This window comes from Bradyrhizobium sp. BRP20 (assembly GCF_020194215.1).
In the GTDB taxonomy this organism is placed as follows: domain Bacteria; phylum Pseudomonadota; class Alphaproteobacteria; order Rhizobiales; family Xanthobacteraceae; genus Bradyrhizobium; species Bradyrhizobium yuanmingense.
Genome location: NZ_JADYVY010000018.1, coordinates 90,878 through 113,324, shown reverse-complemented (window position 1 = coordinate 113,324; position 22,447 = coordinate 90,878). Strand labels below are relative to the sequence as shown.

The window sequence follows — 22,447 nt, the reverse complement described above, 5'->3', positions numbered from 1 at the left end:
CAACAGTCGTCGCGAACGTGCTTGTCTTCAGCGGGGCTGAACGTGAGTGGAGGAAGGTCAGCTCGAGCACGCTCTGCCCCGGTTGTTTTCCCGCCGCATAAGGTCCCCTTATATGGCAGTAGAGGTTCAAGCGCCTTATTGCTCCGTCGACGGCGCCAGTTCAGCCCGCAAGCTGCGTATCGCCTCATTTGCCAGATTTAAAGTATTCCGTTCGCCTTTCCTTATCGAAGACTCAAGGAAAGTGCGCAACCGGCTGTGGAGGACCGTCTTGAGATTATGCGCCAGCAACGGATCCTTCTCAACAAAGCGCCAGGCCTTATCAAATGCGACGCTCACGATAGCATCTGTCATCTGCACTTGCTCCGGTAAGAACTGATCCATCTCAACACTCCACGACGTCCTGATACAAGGAGGTACTTTGGCAAAGCTAACCGAGAGCCTGTGGCTTGTCCCAGCAAGTAAGACATCAGAGCAGCAGGACGCTCGGACATCGAGCTGCTCTCGGTGCTTCAATGAATCTATAGATGTTTGTTGAAGTTCCGATGACCCCGCAGTCGTATTGCCAGGCGCAATTCGAATAATTCTGAAGCGGCTGAAACGAGCACGCGTCGCGCGACTTCGTTACCGCAGCGCTCTTGTTGCTCGGCATCGGTCAATAACTGCGGCTCTTCCTGCAATCGGAAAATCGGCGCCATGCCAATCACGACTAAAGCCACAATGAAAATGGATCGTTACGCTCCATTCGCAGTCTCAAGCTAAGAAGCGTTTCTGGAAGCGTGTGGCGTTTTCCGAACACTGCTTGTTTGCTTTCTGATACGTGTCCGGGGCCCATCGTCCTTTGCTCTGCCCTGCGCGTGGTCTCCTGCTCTCGGTGCAGGCTCCAGCTTTCGAGCATGGTGGCGAACAGTTGCGATATGGAAAAGCCAGCGGAACCGGCGCGCTTACGGGACGGTGTGCCCATAGACGCCAAGTCGTCGATCCCCGGTACGTACGGCCGCAGCAGTCAGCCCAGGGACGTTCGATAAGCGCGCCATCAACCGCAGAAAAAGGCAAATGAAATCTCAGTCGGCTGCTGCTGAACGTGACAGAATTAGTTTCGCGATCTTCAGTTGATTTGCGGGAGTTCGAAGCACTGCCGGTAATGCTGCCACGGCCTGATCGAGAAGGCGTCCCAAAACCTGAAGGTCTTCTGGGTAGTAAACGCCACGGTCTCGCGACAGTCGCGTCGTTCGCTGGTCGCTGGCGCGGCCCCCGGTACTGGTATCGCCTAGCTGGCCGAGCTCCACTTCCGCCGTAATCATTTGGTTTGTGAGTGCGTTCAGCAGTCGGATCGCATCGAGCTCGTTGCCTTCTTCGCGTATGAGGGCGGCCACGATGTCGAGTTGCAGGTCGATGCGTTCCTCAAGGTCCTCTGCGCGTGAATTGGAAGGGTCAAGTTCCACGGTGTTGCTCCAAAGTGGTTAAATGCAGGCAGCAGGCTGATTAACGGTTGTGGCAGACGGCGATAGAACGAATGGCTGCTGCACAAGGCAAGGTGCGCACGCACGGTCGCCGAAGGGAGAGGATGGCAGGCATGTGCCGCGAAACGACCGCAAAGGCGGAATCGACGGTATAGAGCGCTGCGAACTGCTTGTAGATGGCCCGTCATTTGATTGGATCGTCGAGCCGGTCCAGCGCGTTGGGCCGTGGCAGTGACTCCAGCTAGCGGGGACACCGCTGATGACGGCAAGTCGAGAAGCGAGGCCCGAACTGCTGCGGGATTGCTTGCCGCCTGACATAGCGATCTAGACGTAACCGGAGGCCTCGCCAGACGAGGGATAACCGCGTCGGGATATGGTCGAAGAGCGCCGGCGCATAGAATGAGATAGGGTGGCGTCAGTCTGTAAGCAGTGGATGTGGGGGCGGCCCGCCGACGAGTACTGTGCATGCGAGCGGAGTGAGAATCCGCGATCACACGACGTATGGGCGTGGGCAGCAAGATCGCCAGACTGGTCTCATCACGCCGATCGACATCAGTGCATCGTCCTGGCCGGAGGATATGTCGCTTGCACTTAGCCTGGTCAGATAGCTGATCGCACTGCTTTGCCTGAAGGCCGCGACAGCGGCGGATTGTCGACGCTGCCCGCCTGGTCAGGGCGGAAAGTCCCGCCCGCACCGGTGTAGAGGGCAGTTCGACTGCCCGAATTCTATGCAGCGCACGCATTTGCTTTGGCCAAGCAGTGTGCGCGAGAGCCGATCTTCTTGGAGCGCCTTAGTAAGATTGCAAAGGGGCAGGCGACAGCGCGATACGCTGCGCGCCAGACGTTGCGATTGGCCATCCGACTGGATTTGCGCCGCACGCGTCTCGATTCCAAAGATTGATGGGTGTCGTTAGGGATGCAGCCACGAGAAGCTTGAATCGGCCTGCGACTATGCTGATAGCAAGAAGGATCCATGGTCACACGACATTCGTGAAATGTGCTTTCCGGAAACCGGCGATCGACTTATGGGGTATTTGGCTGAAATTGGTAAAATCGAAAGTGTTGATGGGACGCATCCAGTTCGTGGATCGCGTACACGAGTAATCTCATCGCGTACATCGAAAGTGGGTTATTTAGTGTTTTCCCGCAGTCTTGGTTCAGTGAGTTTGAGGGCCTTTAGGCGAGCCTGCTGATTCGTTGATGACCGGCCATGATAGAGAAGACAAAAAATCGCAGCGAATACGTCTAGATTGGACTCCAGATGTCACGAGGGTCCCACAAAAACTCCACCGATGTGCGTAAGAAGAGAAGGCCGTGGAATCTCGACGGCGACTATCCACCAGCTCCGGCCTCCCGCAGATGCAGGATGACCCTGAGCAATCGCTGGCCTTCATTGAAAAGGCCCGCGAGATCGAAGCGGACGAAGAGCGTCCGCCTGCGGATGAGTTGATAAACGCTCGCAACACTGAAGTGGACCCCGGGAGCAGGAGCACTGACGCCGCCTTCTTAGTTGGAACTCTCGCCGCTCCGATTTTCTGATATCGGGCCGCGAGGGCCTCTGTCTGCGTCTGTTGTTGAGGTTGTGGGCATGTGGGCAACGCCTCTTCGGCGTTGTCCACCATGTCCACAGCCTTGGCTGTAGCGCCGGCGCGCCAGACCGCTATCGGCGTGCGATAGCCGTGTGCCTGGTGCGGGCGCTCCTCGTTATAAAAGGCGATCCAGTCGGCGAGGCCCGCGTGCGACAGGCGGGTCAGATATCGCCGATTTTCTCCAGTATAACGTGTACCGGACTACCTCAACCATGAGCGCCTGTGGCTTCCCATCTGAGAAGTTGGCAGGCCAATCGAGCGTCAGGCTCCATCTGTTGTCTGCCGGTGCTTGAGCGCCAATTGCAAGCGTGCCGCCGGTTGGCGCATATAAGTGACAGTCCCCTTTATGCGGCCGCCTGCTCGATGTAGGTGCCACTATAGCGAAGGTTTCCAACATCGACCCCGACAATCTTGCCGTTGCTGACGTAGACGGCACCGCCGCCAGTTCGCCCATGCAGACAGTCCATTGCGCAAAGCGCGCTCACAACGAAGAATTCTCTTCGAAAGCAGAGTTTCATGTGCCGAAGTAAGAAGAAGCGCAGTCAGAAAAAGTGAATGCTTGATCGCTCCCATTGAGGCTGACGATCGCCTTCGCGCCCAGGGCAAACGACAACCAAAATCGCAACCAGATTCGGACAACCTCAGTGCGCCGGTCTCCTCTGCCAAGCCTATGATTCCCCAATGTAGACATTAACCACCAAAGCTATCGAGAATTTCAGCTTTGATTGCGGTTGCCGTGTACACGGAGACCTCCAGCGGAAGGTTTCCAAATGCAAGCTGGCAAAGCAAGTAGTTGGCACCTGCCTCTTCCATCTGCTGAAGAAGAAGCTGCCGGACGGAAGCTGGCGTTCCAACGACACACAATTCGCTCTCAAGTGCTGCATCGAAGGTCAGCGGAAGGGCGGGCGGCGTCGGAATGGCGTTCAAGTCGTAAAGAAACTTGAAGCTCTCCAGCCATCGTCCATACGCAGTTTTGGCCGCCGCATGAGCGTCCTGGTCAGACTTAGCAATTACGACCATGCGGGCGAGGCCGAGAAATGGCTCGCGGCCATGTGCGGTTGTATTGTGGCCGCGTTGGGAGCGGTAGGCCTCCGTAACTTTCCGGACAACAGAGGCGGGGCCTATGCACGCCAGATTGGCGCCATTTGCAGCGGCCCACTGCGCCGACTCGGCCCGATTGCTGGCGATCCAGGTCGGCGGATATGGACGTTGATGAGGCCTCAAGGTTAAGGGTATTTCGCTCAGCTCAAAGTGGTGTCCCTGATAGGATAGCGTATGTCCCTTCAGTGCAATATTCAGGATTTCGCTGGCTTCAGTATAACGGCCTGGTGCGGTTTCTGCACTGATGCCGAAATAGCCCCATTCAATCGGCTGGGAGCCGCGGCCGATCCCGAGCTCGAGCCTGCCGCCGCTCAACTGGTCAAGCATGCAGATCTCTTCGAATGCGCGCAATGGGTGATAAAGATTGAGCAACAGGACGAGCGGACCAAAGCGCAATTGCCGGGTGCGCTGCGCCAGGCTTGATAGAAACAGGTTCGGCGAGGGCCCTCTGCCATGAGGTGTGCAATGGTGTTCGGCCAGGTGATAAGCGTAGAAGCCCAGAGAATCACAGGCCTCCGCCAGCTTGAGACGATCTTCATATTGTCGTGCGGCATCTCGACCGTCGTCATCCAAATGGTCGAAAATGCCGCACCTTAGTCTTGAAGGAAGGCCACTCTTCACTCGATCAATCTCCGATTATATGGGGCGGCGAGCCCTGGTTGCTTCGTGCCGTCGCGCTCAAAGAGGTGTTGTTCCTCATTTGACGGCTTAGTGCGTTTCTCTTTGGGTGCGTGGATCTGACGTTGCACGTGTGATTGGGTCACGAGAATGCGTAGATGGCGGTCCGGCAGTTACTTTGAAAAAAGGTGGCGAAGCGCCTCCTCACCGAGCATGTGCTCGACCAGAAGCACCGTTAGCTTCGCGTTCTCCTCTTCTTCGCCTGCCCCAACGCTTGGCCGCAGAAATGTCCATGCCACCTAACCTAGCACCATTGTAGATGGCCGCTTCAGAGGTCATGTGCCCGCGAGCCGGATCAGCGCGACAGGCTACTATTTGTCTATGGTCGGACGCAGCGTCTCGTTCAGGTCGACATCAGGTAGCTCTGCGAGGGCTGCAACGAACGCGACGAACGCTACGAAAGCTGCAAGAATAAGAGAGCTTGCGAGTATCGCTGCTCCAACGTCCTGAGGGCGTCTCATCATCCGTGTCACTTTGGGTTTGGGGAGGCGGCGTTGACGCCAATCAGTTCTGCTCGACAGTTTCAACACGGCCGTCGCGCCAGCGGTAAACCAGAAAACCAGGAACCGCATTATCTCCCTTTGTATCGAACCGCACTGGCCCAATCACGGTATCGATCGCCCGTGAATGAAGTGCGCTGGCGACGCGCGCAGCATTGAGCGAGCCGGTCCGGTTCACCGCCTCTGCCCATGCTTGCACGGCAGCATAGGCGTAAAGCGTGTAGCCTTCAGCGGACAGGTTGGAAGCTTTGAGTCCGGCTACCACGCCGGCCGCATTGGCATTCCTGGCGGGATCCGGCATGAAGGTAAACAACGTGCCATTTCCAGCGGTGCTGGTAATGGCCCAGAATTCAGAGGTCATCAACGGATCGTTCGCCATGACGACGAGGCCCGCTCCTGCCTCTGATGCCTGGCGTACAAACAAGCCGATTTCGGTATGATAGCCGCCGATATAGACGACGCGCACCCCATCCTTCTTCATTCTTGAGACCAGGGCCCTGTAATCCTTTTCGCCGGCTACGTAGCTTTGCCGAATGACTTGTTCACCGAACATCTGAAGCTGTGCCTCAACCACGTCGGCAATACCCTTGCCTGCGGTGCTCTTGTCGTCGAGCACTGCGATCTTGGCGTTAGGGTAGTTCCTGTGAATGTACTCAGCGGCAGCGGTGCCCTGTTGGTCGTCGCGGCCGCAGATCCGAAAGACGGTCTGAAGGCCTCGTTCTGTTAGCTGAGGATTTGTCGAGCCAGGGGAGACCTGAACGATGCCTGCTTCGGCATAGATGTCGGAGGCCGCGATCGACGAAGAGGAACAAAAATGACCAATGACCAACCGTACCCGCTCTGTTGTGAGCTTATTCGCGACTGCGACGGCTTGCTTCGGGTCGCAGGCGTCGTCGGCGACACTCATAACCACCCTGGTATCGGGAAGTAGGCCCGAAGCGTTCAACGCCTCGACCGCCGCAGCCGCACCATCGCGCATTTGCAAGCCGAACGCAGCGCTGCTTCCGCTCATTGGCCCAGCCACGGCAATCTTGACTTCGGAGCCGCGCGCAGCCGAAGCGAGGGCGCAGAAGAGAAGCGCTGCACTCGCAGCAGAAGCGTTATGCCCATTTAACATTGTAAAGCTCCCAATGCTCACCTAAAGTGAACCGCCAACAGCTGTGATCAGACGTGGCTGCAGGTCGAGGCCGCCAGCCAAGCGAAGCGTGCGTCAGGTCGGCCAGATTGCGACCACGTAAGAGCCTACAATTTGACGTTACGTGCGGTTCAAGCCCCGTCTGAAGGGAGTCTCGATCAAGGCGTCAGGGAGCCCCGGATCGGCGAGGCCATGACGATCTGTCCGCTCGAACCCGTAAAGCTGTCGGCCAGCATCAGAGTCGCCGATCAGCCAAAGTACGGCTGATCCTCCAACCCGCCAAGGGCGAGATCGAGATATTGCATGAGGCAGGGATCCCAACCAGCCAGACTGCGGGGGGCGCTTAAACGTGCAAGTACCTTCAGGATCATCGAAACGCGTGAATCGGCGCCGGCGATTTCGCTGATCAGCAGGCGGGCTGCAGCTGCGACAGCTTTTGCTCGCTCGCCGCAAGGGGGCTCGCCCCGATCCATACAATCACGCAGGTCGTCGCGGATCTGCCGCCACCGCTCCTCGCGATCTGCAGCTAGCTTGCAGGTGCATCGGGATTTCTGACTACGCGTCTCGACCCGCGACATGGCATTCAAGGTAGCTGGCAGGTCATCCACACTTACCTGGATCTCACTGTCGATGGTCATGTTGCGCAGGCGATCTCGCAACAGAGTTGCCCGAGCGACTTGAAGTTCTATCCGCTCAAGATGTTTGCGCAGCAGGTCCGTGAGTGAGGCCGTGCCCTCCATAGCTTTGCGGATCTCGACAAGCGAGAAGCCAAGCTCACGTAGCGCCCGAATCTGGTTAACCCGTTGCACGGTTTCGCGGTCGTACATCCGGTGGCCGCCGTCAGTACGCTCTGAGGCTGCTAGTAGCCCCGTATGTTCATAATGATGCAGCGTGCGTACCGTTACTCCGGTCGCCTCTGCAAGTTCGCCAATGCGCCATCGACGCCTTCGTGGTGTAGCTTTGCTCATGTTGTTCAATTTCAAAGCCTACAACCTGACGTCACGTGTGATTCAAGCTTTTTCAAAGCTCTAGCTGGATCGTCTTCCATTCCAGCGCGAGAGTGGTGACTATCCTCAGAATGGCGGGGGATCAACCCTGAGGGCAAATGGTGTTCAACAAGTTCGTCAGGCATGCTAGTTGAGCATCGCCAGCCGCTGTACGCTCCAAGATGAGTTTGGCGATTGCAGTGCAATTTTCCGGATTTCGCATCGATGGGGGTAGCGCGATGACCGCACTATCATAAAGGCGTCCCAGGACGGAAAGCTCTTCCGGATCGAACACGCCGCTGCATTGCTCCAACGTCAGCTCCTTGTTTGTCATTGCGTAATGGCAGCGCACGTCGTCAAGACGTTTGGCGCCGATAGGGCCAAAAGAAGTCAGACCCGCGGCACGGAGCGACGAAGATGCGATGTACTCCAGGCTGATGCGATAGGGCAACACGCGTGCGCGATGCTTGCTTCGACAACGCAAGAGATCGTGGTCATGTGCATGATCGATGACCACCACGCTCACTGTGCGTGGTGGTACGACTCGGTAACCGCAAAGAACCGTCTCCGCTCGTCGGGAGCCACTACCGATTCGGAGAGTTGACGACGACAGCCCGGCGCCGATTCTGCTGTATCGAGGCAGGTGCGCCCGACGGCCAGGTGCAACGTGCGTCCCTGTCTCCAAAAGCAGGCCAACGGTCCAGCCGCCGCTCGCACGTCGAGCCTAATGCCAACGTTCGAAAGACCTACACAACGTCGTCATCATAGCCGTCCGCTGCGAGGATCTTTATAGAGCGACCACGAATTCGAGAGAGGCGAGCCTAAATTGTGCGTTGAGACATTCGTTGGGATGTAAGGTTCGCACGATCTTGAGATCGTCCTTACGACAACGGCGAGACGGGTCGTGCGAAATCTCCGGCAGTATCCGGTCGTTCCGAAGTGCAGATGATGGAGGGCTCTTGTCCAGTTGCCATGCGGGTAGCCTCCTGCAACAATATCTCTCGCATCCACTGGCTTTCCGGATCGCTATTGTGAAGCACGGGCCATTGGACCGCCTCAGTGAAGGCGGGGAATGGCTGCGGAAGCTCGGCAATCCGAAGGGGGATCGTTCTTTGGAAATGCCTTACAAGCCCTAATGGCATCGTCCCTATGCGGTTCGTGCCTACCAGCAGGGGCGGGATCATGCTGAAGCTCTGCACGAGAATGTCGATCCGCCGATTGAGACAGAGATCGAGTAGAAAGGATTCCTCGACCAGCGTCTTGCGCGCACCTCCGAGCTTAACCGCAACATGGCCCATCGACATATACCGATCAAATGTAAGCCGCCGTAGTAGTTGGCTGTTCGTGCAGCAACCTACACAAACGAGTCTCTCCTCGAATAGGGCCGCCCTGGGGTGCACGCTGGACATGAATAATTCCGGCAAGATAACAAAATCGACTTCGCCGCGGCGGAGAAGCTCATCGTGCTCATCGGTGAGCGTCACGAGTTCGAAGCTGACAGCAGGCGCTTCTCGCGCGACGCGCTCCACGATATTTCGAAAGAATACGACTGTTATAAAATCAGAAAAGCCGATCCTGAATCGCCGGTTCGATCGAGCTGGGTCGAACGCGTCCCGCGCGATTATTGAGAGCTCAATGCGCGTTAGAGCTTCGCGCACAGGAGCTGCGAGTCCTTCCGCGCGTGAGGTGGGGACAAGTTCCCGCCCCCTCATCCCAAACAGCTCGTCATCGAAATAGGAGCGCAGGCGGGCAACGGCTGCGCTCATGGCCGGCTGACTAAGGTTAATCTTGCGTGCCGCCGCGCTGAGATTGCGCTCAGTCATGAGAGCATCCAGCGCGACGAGAAGATTTAGATCTAGACCTTTGAAACGCATGTCTTCTTATCCGGCAGGAACGTAACTGCGGCGCATACAACGAGCGGTGACGGCTGCGTCTGGAGGTCCTATTGGCTCGCCCGAATGGACATCGTTTCCATCCTGCGATCGCGAGAAGACGCTCGTAAAATGACCGCAACATTGGAGAGCAAGGCGGCAGGCCACCCAGCGGCGGCCAGAAACCGTCAGGAGTCCCGAAGCTGATCGGTCTCGCCGTTTCCAGCGAGCCACGCAACAGGGCCCGATCAGTTGGTTAATGGCAGTTCAACCCAGTGTCCCGGCCAGCGCCGTCAGTTCACCAAACCGCCCAGTCGACGGTCGCGTAGCGCAGCGTTAGCACGGCGGCCAACCTACAACCTGACGCGGGGTGCGATTCAAGCGATTTTATCGGGCAAGCCAAACATTGTCGCACTGGTGGAGGCGAGTTCTGACGCGATAGGGCCGGGCGTCGCCGGTTTGAGGTGCAAGCGCACCAAACCTCACCAGCGAGATCACCGCTCGCCACTCGGCAATTCTTCGCAACCGATCGCCATCTCTGGCCGCTTCGCGCCAGAAACGTTGAAGTGACGAAAGCGGCCGAGCATGTCCAAGGGTTCGGAGCGTATTTGGAACTTGCCGAGAGCGGCTTATGATTCTAGCAGCGTCTGCGAGTTGGAGTCTCCTGAGGCCCAGATGCCATGTTGGATGCTTCCTCCAGCAATATCCGCCGCATCCAAATGCTTGCCGGGTCGGTATTGTGGAACGCAGGCCACTGCACAGCCTCGGTGAATGTGGGCAGAGGGAGCGGTGGTTCGACGATCCGCAGTGGCATCCGCTGTTCGAAGTGTTTGGCGAGTCGTAAGGGCATTGTGCCGATACGGCGCGTATCTAACAATATAGGCGGAATCAGGCTAAAGCCCTGCACAACGATCTCAATGCGTCTCTTGACGCCGTGCTCGAGCAAGAACCATTCTTCGAGGTTTGGTCTGAGCGCCCGTCCGAATTTCGCCGTAACGTGGCCCATCGAAATGTATTTCTCGAACGTAAGTTGCCGCGATAGCTGCTTGTTCGTGCGGCATCCCACGCATACGAGGGTCTCGTCGAACAGCGTCGCCTTAGGATGCGCGCTCGACATGAACAGTTCCGGCAGAATGAGAAAGTCGACCTCGCCCCGGCGGAGCAGCTCATCGGGTTCATCGGAAAATGGCAGCAATTCGAAGCGCACCGCGGGAGCTTCCTGTGCAAGACGGTCCACAATCTTGCGCAAAAAGACGATCGTCATGAAATCGGAGAGAATGAACCTGAAGCGTCGGCTCGACTGAGTCGGGTCGAACGCGTCCCGTGATATGATCGAGAGTTGGATGTGCAGCAGCGCCTCGCGAACCGGGCCTGCAAGCGCCTCCGCGCCAGGTGTCGGGACGAGCTCTCGACCTCTCATGGTAAATAGTTCATCGCGGAAATAGGTACGCAGCCGAGCGATGGCAGCGCTCATAGCGGGCTGGCTCAGGTTAATTTTGCGCGCCGCCGCTGTGAGGTTGCGCTCCGTCATCAGAGCATCGAGCGCAACGAGAAGGTTTAGATCAAGTCCCTTGAACCGCATCTTGTAAGTCTATCCATCGTGTGGATGTGTTCCATCGGAACTATCGATTTTACCAAATAGCGGGATGTTGGATAGCAAACATCAGTTTGGAAAAAATAATCGAGCATATCACCATGGCTGCTGCTCGTTCACGCGGACTCAGAGAACAACTCCTGGACGTGCGAGCTGGCGCCGCATGTGTTTCGAGAGCGGCTATGGGCGCGCCGCGCGAGCCGCGTCGCTTCTTCTCTGTGCGAAGCTCGCTCGATCGAGACGTCAGGCGGACCTCGATAAACCTTGGTATGCGTGTTCCATCCCTTTCCATATTGCAGGTTTACCCGCGTACACTTGAGAGCGCGTTCAGCCGCATTCTAGTGTCGCGACATAACGGCAGGCGCAGATTGCGGATGCCAAGAAATTCAGGCGACTCTGCAAATGGCTCGCCTATCCACCGCATTCAGGGCGTGTCGAAGATGGATAAGAACCAGTGTGATTTGATGGCGTTCCGATGCGCCATCGATGAGGCCCCGCGCATCGAAGACCTGCCCTCAGACGTCAAAGCGTCGACAGCGATGCTAGACGAGGCGGCAAAGCTTCGTGGTGCAGACAGGCTCTCGCCAGTCCAATCGCCTCGTCGGCATCTTTCGGCATATCTCGCGCAGGGCTTTGGCCGGATCACGAGCGCGAACCATGCGATATCTTCATCGCGAGCGAAGGCGCACGGCGCGGTGCAGGCGAGGAGTGCCGCGCTCCGACGGGTCATAGCAGCGCATTTCACTGTTGGCGACTAGCGAGTTCAAGTGACCATCTCCGCTCTTCATTCCACTGGCACAAGGAAGCTCGCCATGAACATCGCCGTATCCCGGACTGCGGAAGCTCCTTCTACACGCACTCAAGTGCAGTGGAGCCGTCGCTGGGAAAACGAACTGCGGCTCACCGATCATGCCGAACTCGCCGAGTTCTTCCGCAAGAGCTACGGGCCGACCGGTGCGTTCAATGCGCAGCCATTTGAGGGCAACCGAAGTTGGGCCGGGGCAAGACCTGAGCTCCGCGTAATTGGTTACGACGCGCGCGGGATAGCTGCTCACCTCGGGCTACTACGCCGCTTCATCAAGATTGGTGGGGTCGATCTCCTCGTGGCCGAACTGGGGTTGTATGCGGTGCGTCCGGATCTCGAAGGGCTGGGAATCAGCCACGCAATGCGCGTGATGTATCCCACACTGCAGGAGCTCGGGATTCCATTCGGCTTTGGCACGGTTCGGCCTGCGCTTGAGAAACACATGACTCGACTGGTCGGAAGGCAGGGGCTTGCCACCCTCATGTCCGGCATTCGCGTCCGCTCCACGCATCCGGATGTCTATCCCAATTTGTCGCCGACCCGCATCGAAGACGTGATCGTGGTGGTTTTCCCGGTTGGACGCTCGATAGGCGAGTGGCCGGCCGGGACGGTCATCGATCGGAATGGGCCTGAGTTGTGAAAGAGCATCTCCCCCTATCTGCTGTCCGCTGCGACTATGCTGACGTGGCCGGAAGTCGCCCCGTCTATTTGACGTTCGATGACGGGCCAAATCCATTTTGCACGCCAGAGGTGCTCGATGTGCTGGCGCAACATGGGATTCCGGCGACGTTCTTTGTGATCGGCACGTACGCGGCCGAACAACCTGAACTCATTCGACGAATGATCGCGGAAGGGCACGAGGTTGCGAACCACACGATGACCCATCCGGATCTTTCCAGATGCGGACCAGCGGAGGTACGCGATGAAGTTCTCACGGCGAGCGAGGCGATCCGTTCGGCGTGCCCGCAGGCCTCACCTAGGCACATGCGAGCACCTTACGGCATGTGGACGCAAGAGGTGCTCGCTGTGTCAGCGAGCGCCGGTCTCACAGCTGTGCACTGGTCGGTCGATCCGAGAGATTGGTCCCGCCCCGGGGTCGATAGAATTGTGAATTCAGTACTCGCGAGCGTTCGCCCGGGTGCAATTGTGCTCCTGCACGACGGATATCCTCCTGATGAGGAGCGACCGTGCACTGATGCCACGCTGCGCGATCAGACCACGATGGCCCTGTCACATCTGATCCCGGCACTACAACGGCGCGGGTTTGTAATCCATCCACTCCCTCAACTTCACTGAGCAAAAACTGACACCCTATGGACCTGCTCGCTACAACCAGTGCCGTCGCTGTTTCGTCTTATGCGCTGCTCTCGACGATCTACAAGAGCGCGCAAGCGCTTTATGCTCAACCGGCGATTAACTCATCGCTGCAGCACAACCTGGGACGATCGGAGGTGGTCCTTCCCAGTGTAGACGTCATCGTGCCGTGCTTCAACGAAGATCCAATCACGCTCGCCGAATGTCTGGAGTCGCTTGCGAGTCAAGACTACACCGGAAAGCTACAGGTCTATGTGGTCGACGACGGATCTGCAAATCGCGACCTTGTCGCGCCTGTGCACAAAATCTATGCGAACGATCCGAGGTTCAGCATCATCTTGCTGGCAAACAACGTTGGAAAACGCAAGGCGCAGATCGCTGCGATACGCAGCTCATCCGGTGACCTGGTCCTCAACGTCGACTCGGATACGATACTTGCCGCTGACGTTGTCACGAAGCTGGTATTGAAGATGCATGACCCGCAAATCGGTGCGGCCATGGGTCAATTGATAGCGAGCAATCGCAGCCAAACCTGGCTGACCAGGCTGATCGATATGGAATACTGGTTAGCATGCAACGAAGAGCGCGCGGCGCAGGCGCGTTTCGGTGCGGTCATGTGCTGCTGCGGCCCATGTGCCATGTATCGTCGCTCCGCGCTCGCCTTGCTTCTTGATCAATATGAAGCGCAATTCTTTCGAGGGAAGCCGAGCGATTTCGGCGAGGATCGCCATCTAACGATCCTCATGCTCAAGGCGGGCTTTCGAACCGAATACGTCTCGGACGCGATCGCAGCAACAGTCGTCCCGGACCGCCTTGGGCCATATCTACGTCAGCAACTCCGCTGGGCCCGCAGTACCTTCCGGGACACGTTCCTCGCATTGCGCCTGCTGCCAGAGCTCGATGGCTATCTGACGCTAGACGTTATCGGGCAAAATCTCGGCCCGTTGCTTCTCGCCCTTTCATCACTCGCTGCGCTCGCGCAGCTCCTAATGGCAGGCTCTGTACCCTGGTGGACGGTATTGACGATTGCAGCAATGACAATGGTCCGGTGCAGTGTGGCAGCCATTCGTGCTCGCGAACTGCGGTTTCTCGGCTTCTCGCTCCACACACCGATCAATATCTTTCTCTTACTTCCTTTGAAGGCTTATGCGCTTTGTACATTGAGCAACAGCGATTGGCTCTCGCGCAAGGTCGCCAACGTGCCGGCCGATGGGGAAAAGCAATCTGTCATTCTGCACCCGAACGCTGGACGAAGTGCTGCAAGTAAATGGGGAATGTCTAGTATAATTCGTAAGGCGAGGGTTTCCCAGAGCCCATCGAGCCTGACGGCAACAAAGAGTGTTTGCGGTAGCGATCGTTCGACTGCCTGCAAGTAGGTAATTGGCTCATGACCGTGGACGCAAACCATCAGCAATTAGAGCGAGAGTTGGCTGCCGACGATCCATGGCGTCTCGACAGTAGTGCCTTCGAGCAGGAGCGATACGCTCAAATGCTCCGGATGTCGGGTTGCAACGGAGATGTTTCGTGTGGCCTCGAAGTAGGATGTGCAGCCGGTGCATTCACGGACATGCTGGCTCCGCTATGCGAACGACTCACCGTGGTCGATGTCATGCCGCAGCCGATCGAGCGAGCGCGACTACGGACCAGGAAGTGGTCACATATCACGTGGGTGACCTGCGACATTCAGCGGTTCTCGACCACTGAACAGTTCGATTTGATCGTCGTGGCCGAGGTTCTTTACTACCTCAAGGACATTGTCGAGATGCAAGCGGCTATCCGCAACCTGGTGAGGATCCTAGCACCAAATGGGGCTCTGATATTCGGGTCCGCACCTGATGCCACATGTCAACGGTGGGGGCATGCTGCTGGTGCCGAAACGGCGATCGCCGTCTTCAACGAGAGCCTATCGGAGGTCGAACGTCTGCACTGCCACACCGAGTCAATCAACGAAGACTCCTTGATAGTCCGGTTCCGGAAGCCGGGTCACTCGTCAGAACAATCAAACGTCGGCCACTAGACTAGGGGATCGTATGCGCATCTGCGGCATCAAGTTAACCCATGACGGGGCAATTGCTGTCATCGAGGACGGGCGGCTTGTCTTTTGCACCGAGCAAGAGAAGTGCGGCAACGGTCCACGCTACCAATCCGTCGAGAATCTCGATGCAGTCGTGCTTGCCTTGGCGGAGCATGGCCTGGATCCGCGGGATATCGATCAGTTCGTCATCGACGGCTGGGATGGGGAGATTGAGTCGCAGTTCCAGGTCCTAAGTGGAGCTGTGCCGATCGCGCTGAAGGGGGCGCCATATGTCGAGCGCCATGCTGAGGGCCTTCTTGATTCCGTCGACGGCTTTGGCCTGATCCTCGGAGACAAGGTGTTTCCATATAAGAGCTACCCGCACGTCACAGGCCACGTCGCGTCAGCATATAGCACCAGTCCCTTTGCAGGTGCGGGAAAACCCGCGTTCTGTCTGGTATGGGACGGCTGCATCTTTCCACGTCTTTACTATGTGGAACCTCGGGGGGCACGGCTCATTGCATGCCTGTTTCCGATGATCGGACATGCCTATGCTGCCGCGGGCCTTCACTTCGGCCCATACAGGCAGCCGAACCGCTCCAGCTGGGATTTGGGCATCGCCGGCAAGCTGATGGCTTACATCGCGCTTGGCTCTGTCGATGAAAGCATCGTCGCAGTGTTTCAGGAGCTCTATGAAAAGCGCTTCGCCGCTGACACGGAGCAGGCACGTCGGTACCGCGCTGAGATCAACAATCCGGAAGCGTCTCTTGCAGCTCTGCACGACTTCTTCGAGGCAAGCGCTTTGCGCCTGACGGCCAAGCGAGCGGAGGACGTCCTTGCGTCGTTTCATGTGTTCGTGGAACGTCTTCTTGTCAAGGAAATGGCGATGGTTCTGCTGCAACACTCGTCGCTTCCGGGAGCGCGAAATCTATGTATTGCCGGCGGCTGCGGTCTCAATATCAAGTGGAACAGCGCGCTTCGTGCGACTGGATTGTTCGATAATGTTTGGGTGCCGCCGTTTCCGAATGACAGCGGCTCGGCGATCGGCGCTGCTTGCGGCGCGATGGCGGCGCAAAATGGCTTCGGGCCATTGGAATGGTCAGTCTACAGGGGTCCGGTCCTGCACGACAGCGAGCTTCCGCCGGATTGGGAGGCGGCGCCGTGCAGTCTGCGTGAACTTGCGGCGATTCTCGCGGACGACAAGCCGGTCATCTTCCTTTCCGGGCGCGCCGAACTTGGCCCGCGGGCGTTGGGCGGCAGAAGCATTCTTGCAGCCCCGACCTCCCCGGCAATGAAGGATCATCTCAACGACATCAAGCGTCGCGAGCAGTTCCGACCGGTGGCGCCGATCTGTCTGGAGGATCGGGCGCCGGAGATTTTCACCCCAGGTACGCCAGATCCCTACATGCTGTTCGATCACCAGACCCGCGCGGAATGGCGCGACAAGGTCCCCGCTGTCGTCCATCTCGACGGTTCGGCGCGGCTGCAGACAATCTCCCGCGACTCTCCGCACAAAATCGCCGAGCTTCTCGTCGAATTTGAGAAGCTTACCGGCATTCCGCTGCTCTGCAATACCAGTGCTAACCTCCACGGGCGTGGATTCTTCCCGGATGCTGCCGCGGCCTGCCACTGGGGACGCGTTGAGCATGTGTGGTGCGACGGCCTGCTCTGGACCAAAACGGTGGTAGGGAAGCCATTGTCGGACGAACGACTTCTCTCAGCCTAAGAGTGATCATGTCCACCGTAGCAATCGACCTTGCCGGCGTGAGAAAATCATTTGGCGACAAGGTCATCGTCAATGAGCTGTCGTTCTCGGTCGCGCGCGGAGAGTGCTTTGGCCTTCTCGGGCCGAATGGAGCCGGCAAGAGCACGATCGCGCGCATGCTGCTTGGCATGATCTCGCCGGACGGAGGAAAGATTACGGTGCTCAATGAGCCTGTGCCTGCACGCGCTCGTGTCGCACGTGTGCGTATCGGCGTGGTGCCGCAATTCGATAATCTTGAACTCGAGTTCACCGTGCGAGAGAATTTGCTGGTGTTTGGCCGCTACTTCGGCATGAGCGCTCGCGAGATCGAGGCGGTCGCCCCCTCGCTGCTCGAGTTCGCACGCCTCGAGAGCAAAGCGGACACGCGCGTTGCCGCGCTGTCCGGTGGCATGAAACGGCGGCTGACGCTGGCACGTGCGCTAATCAATGACCCGCATTTGCTCGTGATGGATGAGCCGACGACTGGTTTGGATCCGCACGCCCGCCACCTGATTTGGGAACGTCTGCGAGTTCTGCTTGCGCGGGGCAAGACGATTCTCTTGACCACTCACTTCATGGAAGAGGCCGAACGCTTGTGCGATCGGCTGTGTGTCCTCGAGGGTGGACGCAAGATCGCCGAAGGCAAGCCAGACGACCTGATCGATGAGCATATTGGCTGCAACGTGATCGAAATCTATGGGGGTGATCCACATCACCTCCGCGAGCTGATCAGGCCGTATGCGCGGCGCGTCGAAGTGAGTGGAGAAACGCTCTTTTGTTATGCGCCATATCCGGAGCAGGTGCGCGAGCAACTGCGTGGGCATGCGAGCCTTCGTATTCTGCAGCGCCCCCCGAATCTCGAAGACGTGTTTTTGCGGCTGACCGGGCGCGAGATGGAGAAGTGAGCGATGGGTGAAAGTTATGCGGCGGTGATGCCCGCTAACGCGTACAACTGGATCGCGGTATGGCGTCGGAACTTCCTCGCATGGAAGAAAGTCGCACTTGCATCGATTCTCGGCAACCTCGCAGATCCTCTAACCAATCTGTTTGGCCTCGGCTTTGGCCTTGGACTGATCCTGGGGCGCGTTGAGGGGACTTCGTACATCGCGTTCCTGGCGGCAGGCATGGTCGCGACCAGCGCCATGACGTCGGCGACCTTTGAAACCATGTATGCAGCCTTTGCACGCATGGACGCCAAGCGCACCTGGGAAGCAATTCTCTCTACTCAGCTAACGCTTGGCGATATCGTCCTAGGTGAACTGGTGTGGGCGGCCAGTAAGTCCGTTCTGGCCGGAACAGCGATCGCGATCGTCGCCGCCGCTCTCGGTTACGCATCATGGCTATCCATTCTCTATGCGATGCCAACAATCGCCCTTACTGGCCTTGTCTTCGCCAGCTTGGCGATGGTCGTCATATCACTTGCGCCAAGTTACGATTACTTCGTGTTTTACCAGACACTTGTCCTCACTCCTATGGTGTTTCTGTGCGGCGTGGTCTTTCCGTCAAGCCAACTGCCCGACTCATTTCGGCACTTCGTCGGCTTATTGCCTCTCGCACATTCGGTCGACCTTATTCGCCCAGCGATGCTTGAGCGCGGTGCCGACAGTGCTGCCCTGCACGTAGGTGCGCTCTGCGTTTACGCGGTTTTGCCCTTTTTTGCGTCGACAGCACTATTTCGGCGCCGCCTGCTGCGTTGACGTGAGTTGAGCGAAACGGACAAAGTCAAATCGATGCAGTGTCACGATGCTTCTGCGGTAGCTCGGGGGTGACCTCGTCTATTAGAGCAGCTTCTGCAATGGCCTTAAGAGGCCGCAATCGAGCCGGTTCTACGGTCGCCTGTTCGGTCGATCGGTGTCGGGGGCTAGCAGTCTTGCTTCTGAGCGCCTGTCGCTAGGCGCCGAGATGGACCTAGCAAAGTTGTGTTGTGCTGTCTGGCACGCGCGCCCGGCGGGGCGCGACTGTACAGATTAGATCGGTGGGGCGGCAGTTAGCCTTCCTGTCATGTTCAAATGGAGAACGGGATGTTGTGCCTGGGAGTGAGTGGCGGTCTTGATAAAGTCTATGAGAGCTCTCCGGAGCTGCCGACTACATTTCTTCACGATGGCGCTGCGGTTCTTGTGCAGGATGGCCGCGTAATTGCTGCTGTCGAAGAGGAGCGCCTCAACCGCGTCAAGCACTCCAACAAGTTCCCGAGCAATTCGATCCGATACTGCGTTTCTACCGCAGGAGTCTCGCTCGGCGAGATCGACCGTATCGCGTTCTACGCGACTGAAGCCTACTGCAAAACCATGCTCGAGCGTCTTTCTGTTTCTCAGCCCGTTCCCTTGGACCCCAAACTGTTGCTGCGGCAGCTGCTGGCACGGGAGTTCGGCGCCGAGATCGATCCGTCTCGGCTTTCCTTCGTGAATCACCACGAGGCACATGCCGTGAGCGCGTTTGCCATGTCCGGGTTCGAGCAAAGTCTCGTTTTTACGATCGACGGCGGTGGCGATTTTCTCTCGGGCTTATTGGCGGCGGGGTCTGGCACTGAAATTGCGCAACTTGCAAGCTTCCCGGAACATAACTCCCTGGGACTGTTCTATCTCGAGACGATTCGATATCTCGGCTACGGGTTGTTCGATGAGTACAAAGTGATGGGACTTGCCCCATACGGTGATCCCACTCCCTATCGCGAACTCTTCGCGCAGTTCTACGAATTGTTGGACAGCGGTGGCTATCGCGTTCACCTGGATCGAATCGGTCCGGCCCTGGTCCGCAACATCGATGTTCGGCGAAAAGGAATGCCATTCACCCAACAGCATCGAGATGTCAGCGCTTCGCTGCAGGAAGCGCTTGAGCGGATCGTGTTTCACATCCTGCGGCACCATCGTGAAGCGACGGGCATGACACGCTTGTGCCTGGCTGGCGGGGTAGCCCATAATTGCACGCTGAACGGTAAGCTGCTTTATTCCGGGCTATTTGATGACATCTTTGTTCAACCCGCGGCGCACGACGCCGGTTGCGCGCTCGGCGCTGCATTGATGGTCTCAAACGAACTGGGGAGGCCAGCGCCGCGCGAGCGACTGCCGGACGTTTATTGGGGGCCTGATCTCGGGAGCGAGCAAGCCGTAGAGCATGAGCTCAACGCATGGTCAGGCCACCTCGACATTCAACGAAGTGATGACATAGCATCCAGTGCGGCAGACTGGATGGCAAATGGTGCTGTAATCGGCTGGGTGCAGGGCCGCTCTGAGTTCGGCCCACGTGCGCTTGGTAACCGCAGCATTCTTGCGGATCCGAGGCCTGCGGAAAACAAGGACCGCATCAACGCCATTGTCAAGAAGCGCGAGGGCTATCGCCCCTTTGCGCCATCTGTACTGGAGGAGGATGCGAGCGAGTTCTTTGAGCTGCCGGACGGCACGCGGCAGCTCCCCTTCATGAATTTCGTGGTTCGTGTGCGTGAAGCCAAGCGTAACGTGCTCGGTGCGATTACCCACGTTGATGGGACCGCTCGGCTGCAGACAGTATCGCGAAGGACAAACCCCACCTATTGGGATGTAATTAGTGCGTTCAAGAAGCGAACGGGCATTCCGATACTTCTAAATACCTCGTTTAACAACAATGCCGAGCCGATCGTGCAGTCCGTGTCAGATGCGATCACCACGTTCTTGACGACTGACCTGGACGGACTTGTTGTTGGCCCTTTCCTCGTCAGGAAGCGGCCAGCATCACTGCAGGATTGGTGTGCACTGGGCGTGTCATTGCCGCCGTATGCATCCCTTCATCGTGTTCGATCCTACACAGCGCCAGATCGCCAGGAAACGGTGTGCGAGATCCGCACGGGACATTCCGCCCACAATAGTATGCGTATCTCACATGAGCTTTTCGAGATCTTGATGCGGATCGAGGGCGAGGCGTCGCTCAGCTGTCTTTTCGACGCAACCATGCTGGACCAGGCCAAGCGTGAAGATCTCGTGAAGGAATTGCGGCTCGTGTGGGAGGTGCGGGGCGTTTGCCTGCATCCTCCGCGCGCTCGAGGGCACAATAAAGTGCAAAACGAAACATTGCCCGAACTCATGAGCAATGGCCATGGCTATACCAGCATGTGAGGGGGCCAGGCTATCCAGCGCAGAGGGTGGCATCGGGCGTCCGCCTGAAATCGGGTACGTCGACGCAACACCGCTGAAGAAAATACGCAAACTGTTGAAAAAACGCGGCTCACCAGGGATAGCGCTGCTATGAAGTTCTACCGACGCAGCTCGCCGGCACCGCGATTTCAGGCCATGGCCTCGGACGAGATGATACGTGAGATGTCTGCGATGACGTCTATTGTCCAACCAGGAGCCCGGGAAGAGAAAATGCAGATGCTTAGCGGTTCGAGGAATGACCGGTTCGTAGTTTCCCGGCGACGTACGGGGTTCGGCGATTGCCTGTGGTCACTGGCGGCAGCCTGGCGTTTTGCAAAGCAGACGGGACGGACGCTAGCCATTGATTGGCGGGGATCTTGTTATCTCGATGAGCCATTCACCAATGCTTTTTCAGTCTTCTTCGAACCGGTTCAAGACATTGCTGGCGTGCGGGTGATTTGCGGTGACGAGATTAACCAGTGTTCATTTCCGGGACCATTCTTCCCGGCATGGTGGAACAAGCCGTCAATCGATTGCGTCTATCGCCCGGACGAGCAGATTTTCCGGGAACGCGACGAACTCGATCAACTGTTCCAAAATCAGAAAGATAGTGAGGCTAACACGGTTGTGTGTGACGCCTGCCTGATGTGGCGCTGTGATCAGGAGGCCGAACGAGAAATCTTTCGAAGCATCAAGCCACGACCTGAAATTCAGGCTCGGATTGATGCTATCTACCGCGAGAACTTTGAATCGTACAGCGTAATCGGCATCCATGTCCGGCATGGCAACGGCGAGGATATCATGGGGCATGCTCCCTACTGGGCTGACCCGGAGCGCGCCTTGCGACAGGTCTGTAACGCCATTGATAAGGCCATGGGGTTACCCCACGCAAAACCCGTGAGGGCTTTCCTGTGCACGGACAGCGCGCTCGTCCTTGAGAAGGTTTCGACTATATTCCCTGATGTTTTCACGATCCCAAAACGATTCCAGGCGCCTCAGGCTGGCCCATTGCACAACGCGGCGCTCGGAGCCGAGGGCGGCTTTTCCGCTCTCATCGAAATGTATCTCCTTGCGTGCTGCGACACCGTGATCCGTTTTCCCCCGACGAGCGCCTTCACGCGCTATGCGCGTCTCTTTGCCCCACGCGTTATAGAATTCGATTTGAATGATCCGAGCCGATTGATCTTGATTGAAGAAGAATCGAAAGATCTCGTAGCTTCATGAAAGTCGTAGCTCGATTGATCGATCTGATAGCCGCTCTTTGCATCCAGCAGTACTGGCAGTTCTTTTCGGGGCGGCAATTGTCTGTCCAAACGGATGCGCTGCCGCGAACCTCCAGCGGAGAACAGAACGATGCGGCGGGCGAATGCCTTCCGCAGAAGCTCGACGTCGATAAGAATGGCGCCAACGCGCTGCAGCCGCGTTAAACAAGTGGAACACATCTCGTCTTCGCCTCGGGCGGACCCGCAAATCGAAGCTGATCGGTGGTCGATCGCGGATGAACATATCGAAAGATTCGCCGTTCAGCCGGCGAGTTCCGTCGTGGCGGT

At 57.6% G+C, this 22,447-nt stretch carries 19 protein-coding genes; 10 read left to right on the top strand and 9 right to left on the bottom strand.

Annotation, left to right across the window (positions count from 1 at the left end; genetic code table 11):
• Positions 1-135: 135 nt before the first annotated feature.
• From I6F33_RS31290 to nodD1, 9 genes are all read right to left on the bottom strand, one after another.
• Complete coding sequence (locus I6F33_RS31290; RefSeq protein ID WP_225129708.1) at positions 136-381, bottom strand: hypothetical protein; 246 nt, start codon at positions 379-381, stop codon at positions 136-138.
• A gap of 680 nt (positions 382-1,061) precedes the next feature.
• Positions 1,062-1,442, bottom strand: coding sequence for a NolY (locus I6F33_RS31285; RefSeq protein ID WP_225145097.1), 381 nt, complete (start codon positions 1,440-1,442; stop codon positions 1,062-1,064).
• A gap of 1,175 nt (positions 1,443-2,617) precedes the next feature.
• Positions 2,618-3,205, bottom strand: coding sequence for an integrase core domain-containing protein (locus tag I6F33_RS38670; protein ID WP_369418085.1), 588 nt, complete (start codon positions 3,203-3,205; stop codon positions 2,618-2,620).
• Positions 3,206-3,739: 534 nt separating this feature from the next.
• Positions 3,740-4,771 carry an LLM class flavin-dependent oxidoreductase gene (locus I6F33_RS31275; protein ID WP_225145096.1) on the bottom strand — a complete coding sequence of 344 codons (1,032 nt, stop codon included), beginning with the start codon at positions 4,769-4,771 and terminating at the stop codon, positions 3,740-3,742.
• 561 nt (positions 4,772-5,332) lie between these two features.
• Positions 5,333-6,445 carry a branched-chain amino acid ABC transporter substrate-binding protein gene (locus I6F33_RS31270; RefSeq protein WP_225145095.1) on the bottom strand — a complete coding sequence of 371 codons (1,113 nt, stop codon included), beginning with the start codon at positions 6,443-6,445 and terminating at the stop codon, positions 5,333-5,335.
• Between the two features lie 266 nt (positions 6,446-6,711).
• Positions 6,712-7,431: a MerR family transcriptional regulator gene (locus I6F33_RS31265; protein ID WP_225145115.1), complete on the bottom strand. Its 720-nt coding sequence runs from the start codon at positions 7,429-7,431 to the stop codon at positions 6,712-6,714.
• 121 nt (positions 7,432-7,552) lie between these two features.
• Entirely contained in the window at positions 7,553-7,969 is a 417-nt protein-coding gene (locus tag I6F33_RS31260) for a hypothetical protein (protein WP_225145094.1), read from the bottom strand.
• Between the two features lie 361 nt (positions 7,970-8,330).
• Positions 8,331-9,323 (bottom strand): LysR family transcriptional regulator, encoded by a 993-nt coding sequence (locus I6F33_RS31255; protein WP_225145093.1) that lies wholly within the window; start codon positions 9,321-9,323, stop codon positions 8,331-8,333.
• A gap of 634 nt (positions 9,324-9,957) precedes the next feature.
• Positions 9,958-10,902, bottom strand: a complete 945-nt coding sequence (nodD1, locus tag I6F33_RS31250) for a transcriptional regulator NodD1 (protein ID WP_225145092.1) — start codon at positions 10,900-10,902, stop codon at positions 9,958-9,960.
• An 824-nt stretch (positions 10,903-11,726) separates the two neighbouring features.
• Between nodD1 and I6F33_RS31245 the strand changes: the two genes are divergently transcribed.
• The 10 genes from I6F33_RS31245 to I6F33_RS31200 all read left to right on the top strand — a co-directional run bounded on the left by I6F33_RS31245 (position 11,727) and on the right by I6F33_RS31200 (position 22,324).
• Positions 11,727-12,359 (top strand): NodA family N-acyltransferase, encoded by a 633-nt coding sequence (locus I6F33_RS31245; protein ID WP_225145091.1) that lies wholly within the window; start codon positions 11,727-11,729, stop codon positions 12,357-12,359.
• A 44-nt stretch (positions 12,360-12,403) separates the two neighbouring features.
• Positions 12,404-13,015 carry a chitooligosaccharide deacetylase NodB gene (gene nodB / locus I6F33_RS31240; RefSeq protein ID WP_225145114.1) on the top strand — a complete coding sequence of 204 codons (612 nt, stop codon included), beginning with the start codon at positions 12,404-12,406 and terminating at the stop codon, positions 13,013-13,015.
• Positions 13,016-13,032: 17 nt separating this feature from the next.
• Positions 13,033-14,409: a chitooligosaccharide synthase NodC gene (nodC, locus tag I6F33_RS31235; RefSeq protein ID WP_225145090.1), complete on the top strand. Its 1,377-nt coding sequence runs from the start codon at positions 13,033-13,035 to the stop codon at positions 14,407-14,409.
• A gap of 11 nt (positions 14,410-14,420) precedes the next feature.
• Complete coding sequence (gene nodS / locus I6F33_RS31230; RefSeq protein WP_225145089.1) at positions 14,421-15,050, top strand: nodulation methyltransferase NodS; 630 nt, start codon at positions 14,421-14,423, stop codon at positions 15,048-15,050.
• A 13-nt stretch (positions 15,051-15,063) separates the two neighbouring features.
• Complete coding sequence (gene nodU, locus I6F33_RS31225; RefSeq protein WP_225145088.1) at positions 15,064-16,773, top strand: nodulation protein NodU; 1,710 nt, start codon at positions 15,064-15,066, stop codon at positions 16,771-16,773.
• An 8-nt stretch (positions 16,774-16,781) separates the two neighbouring features.
• Positions 16,782-17,696 (top strand): nodulation factor ABC transporter ATP-binding protein NodI, encoded by a 915-nt coding sequence (gene nodI, locus I6F33_RS31220; protein WP_225145087.1) that lies wholly within the window; start codon positions 16,782-16,784, stop codon positions 17,694-17,696.
• 3 nt (positions 17,697-17,699) lie between these two features.
• A complete protein-coding gene (locus I6F33_RS31215) occupies positions 17,700-18,488 on the top strand; it encodes an ABC transporter permease (RefSeq protein ID WP_225142032.1) in 789 nt (262 codons plus the stop codon).
• Between the two features lie 324 nt (positions 18,489-18,812).
• Positions 18,813-20,879 (top strand): carbamoyltransferase, encoded by a 2,067-nt coding sequence (locus I6F33_RS31210; RefSeq protein ID WP_225145086.1) that lies wholly within the window; start codon positions 18,813-18,815, stop codon positions 20,877-20,879.
• Positions 20,880-21,008: 129 nt separating this feature from the next.
• On the top strand, positions 21,009-22,121 hold the full coding sequence (locus I6F33_RS31205; protein ID WP_276573708.1) for a nodulation protein NodZ: 1,113 nt from the start codon (positions 21,009-21,011) through the stop codon (positions 22,119-22,121).
• Positions 22,118-22,324: a hypothetical protein gene (locus I6F33_RS31200; protein ID WP_225145085.1), complete on the top strand. Its 207-nt coding sequence runs from the start codon at positions 22,118-22,120 to the stop codon at positions 22,322-22,324. The genes I6F33_RS31205 and I6F33_RS31200 overlap by 4 nt, the downstream gene beginning before the upstream one ends.
• Positions 22,325-22,447: the final 123 nt, after the last annotated feature.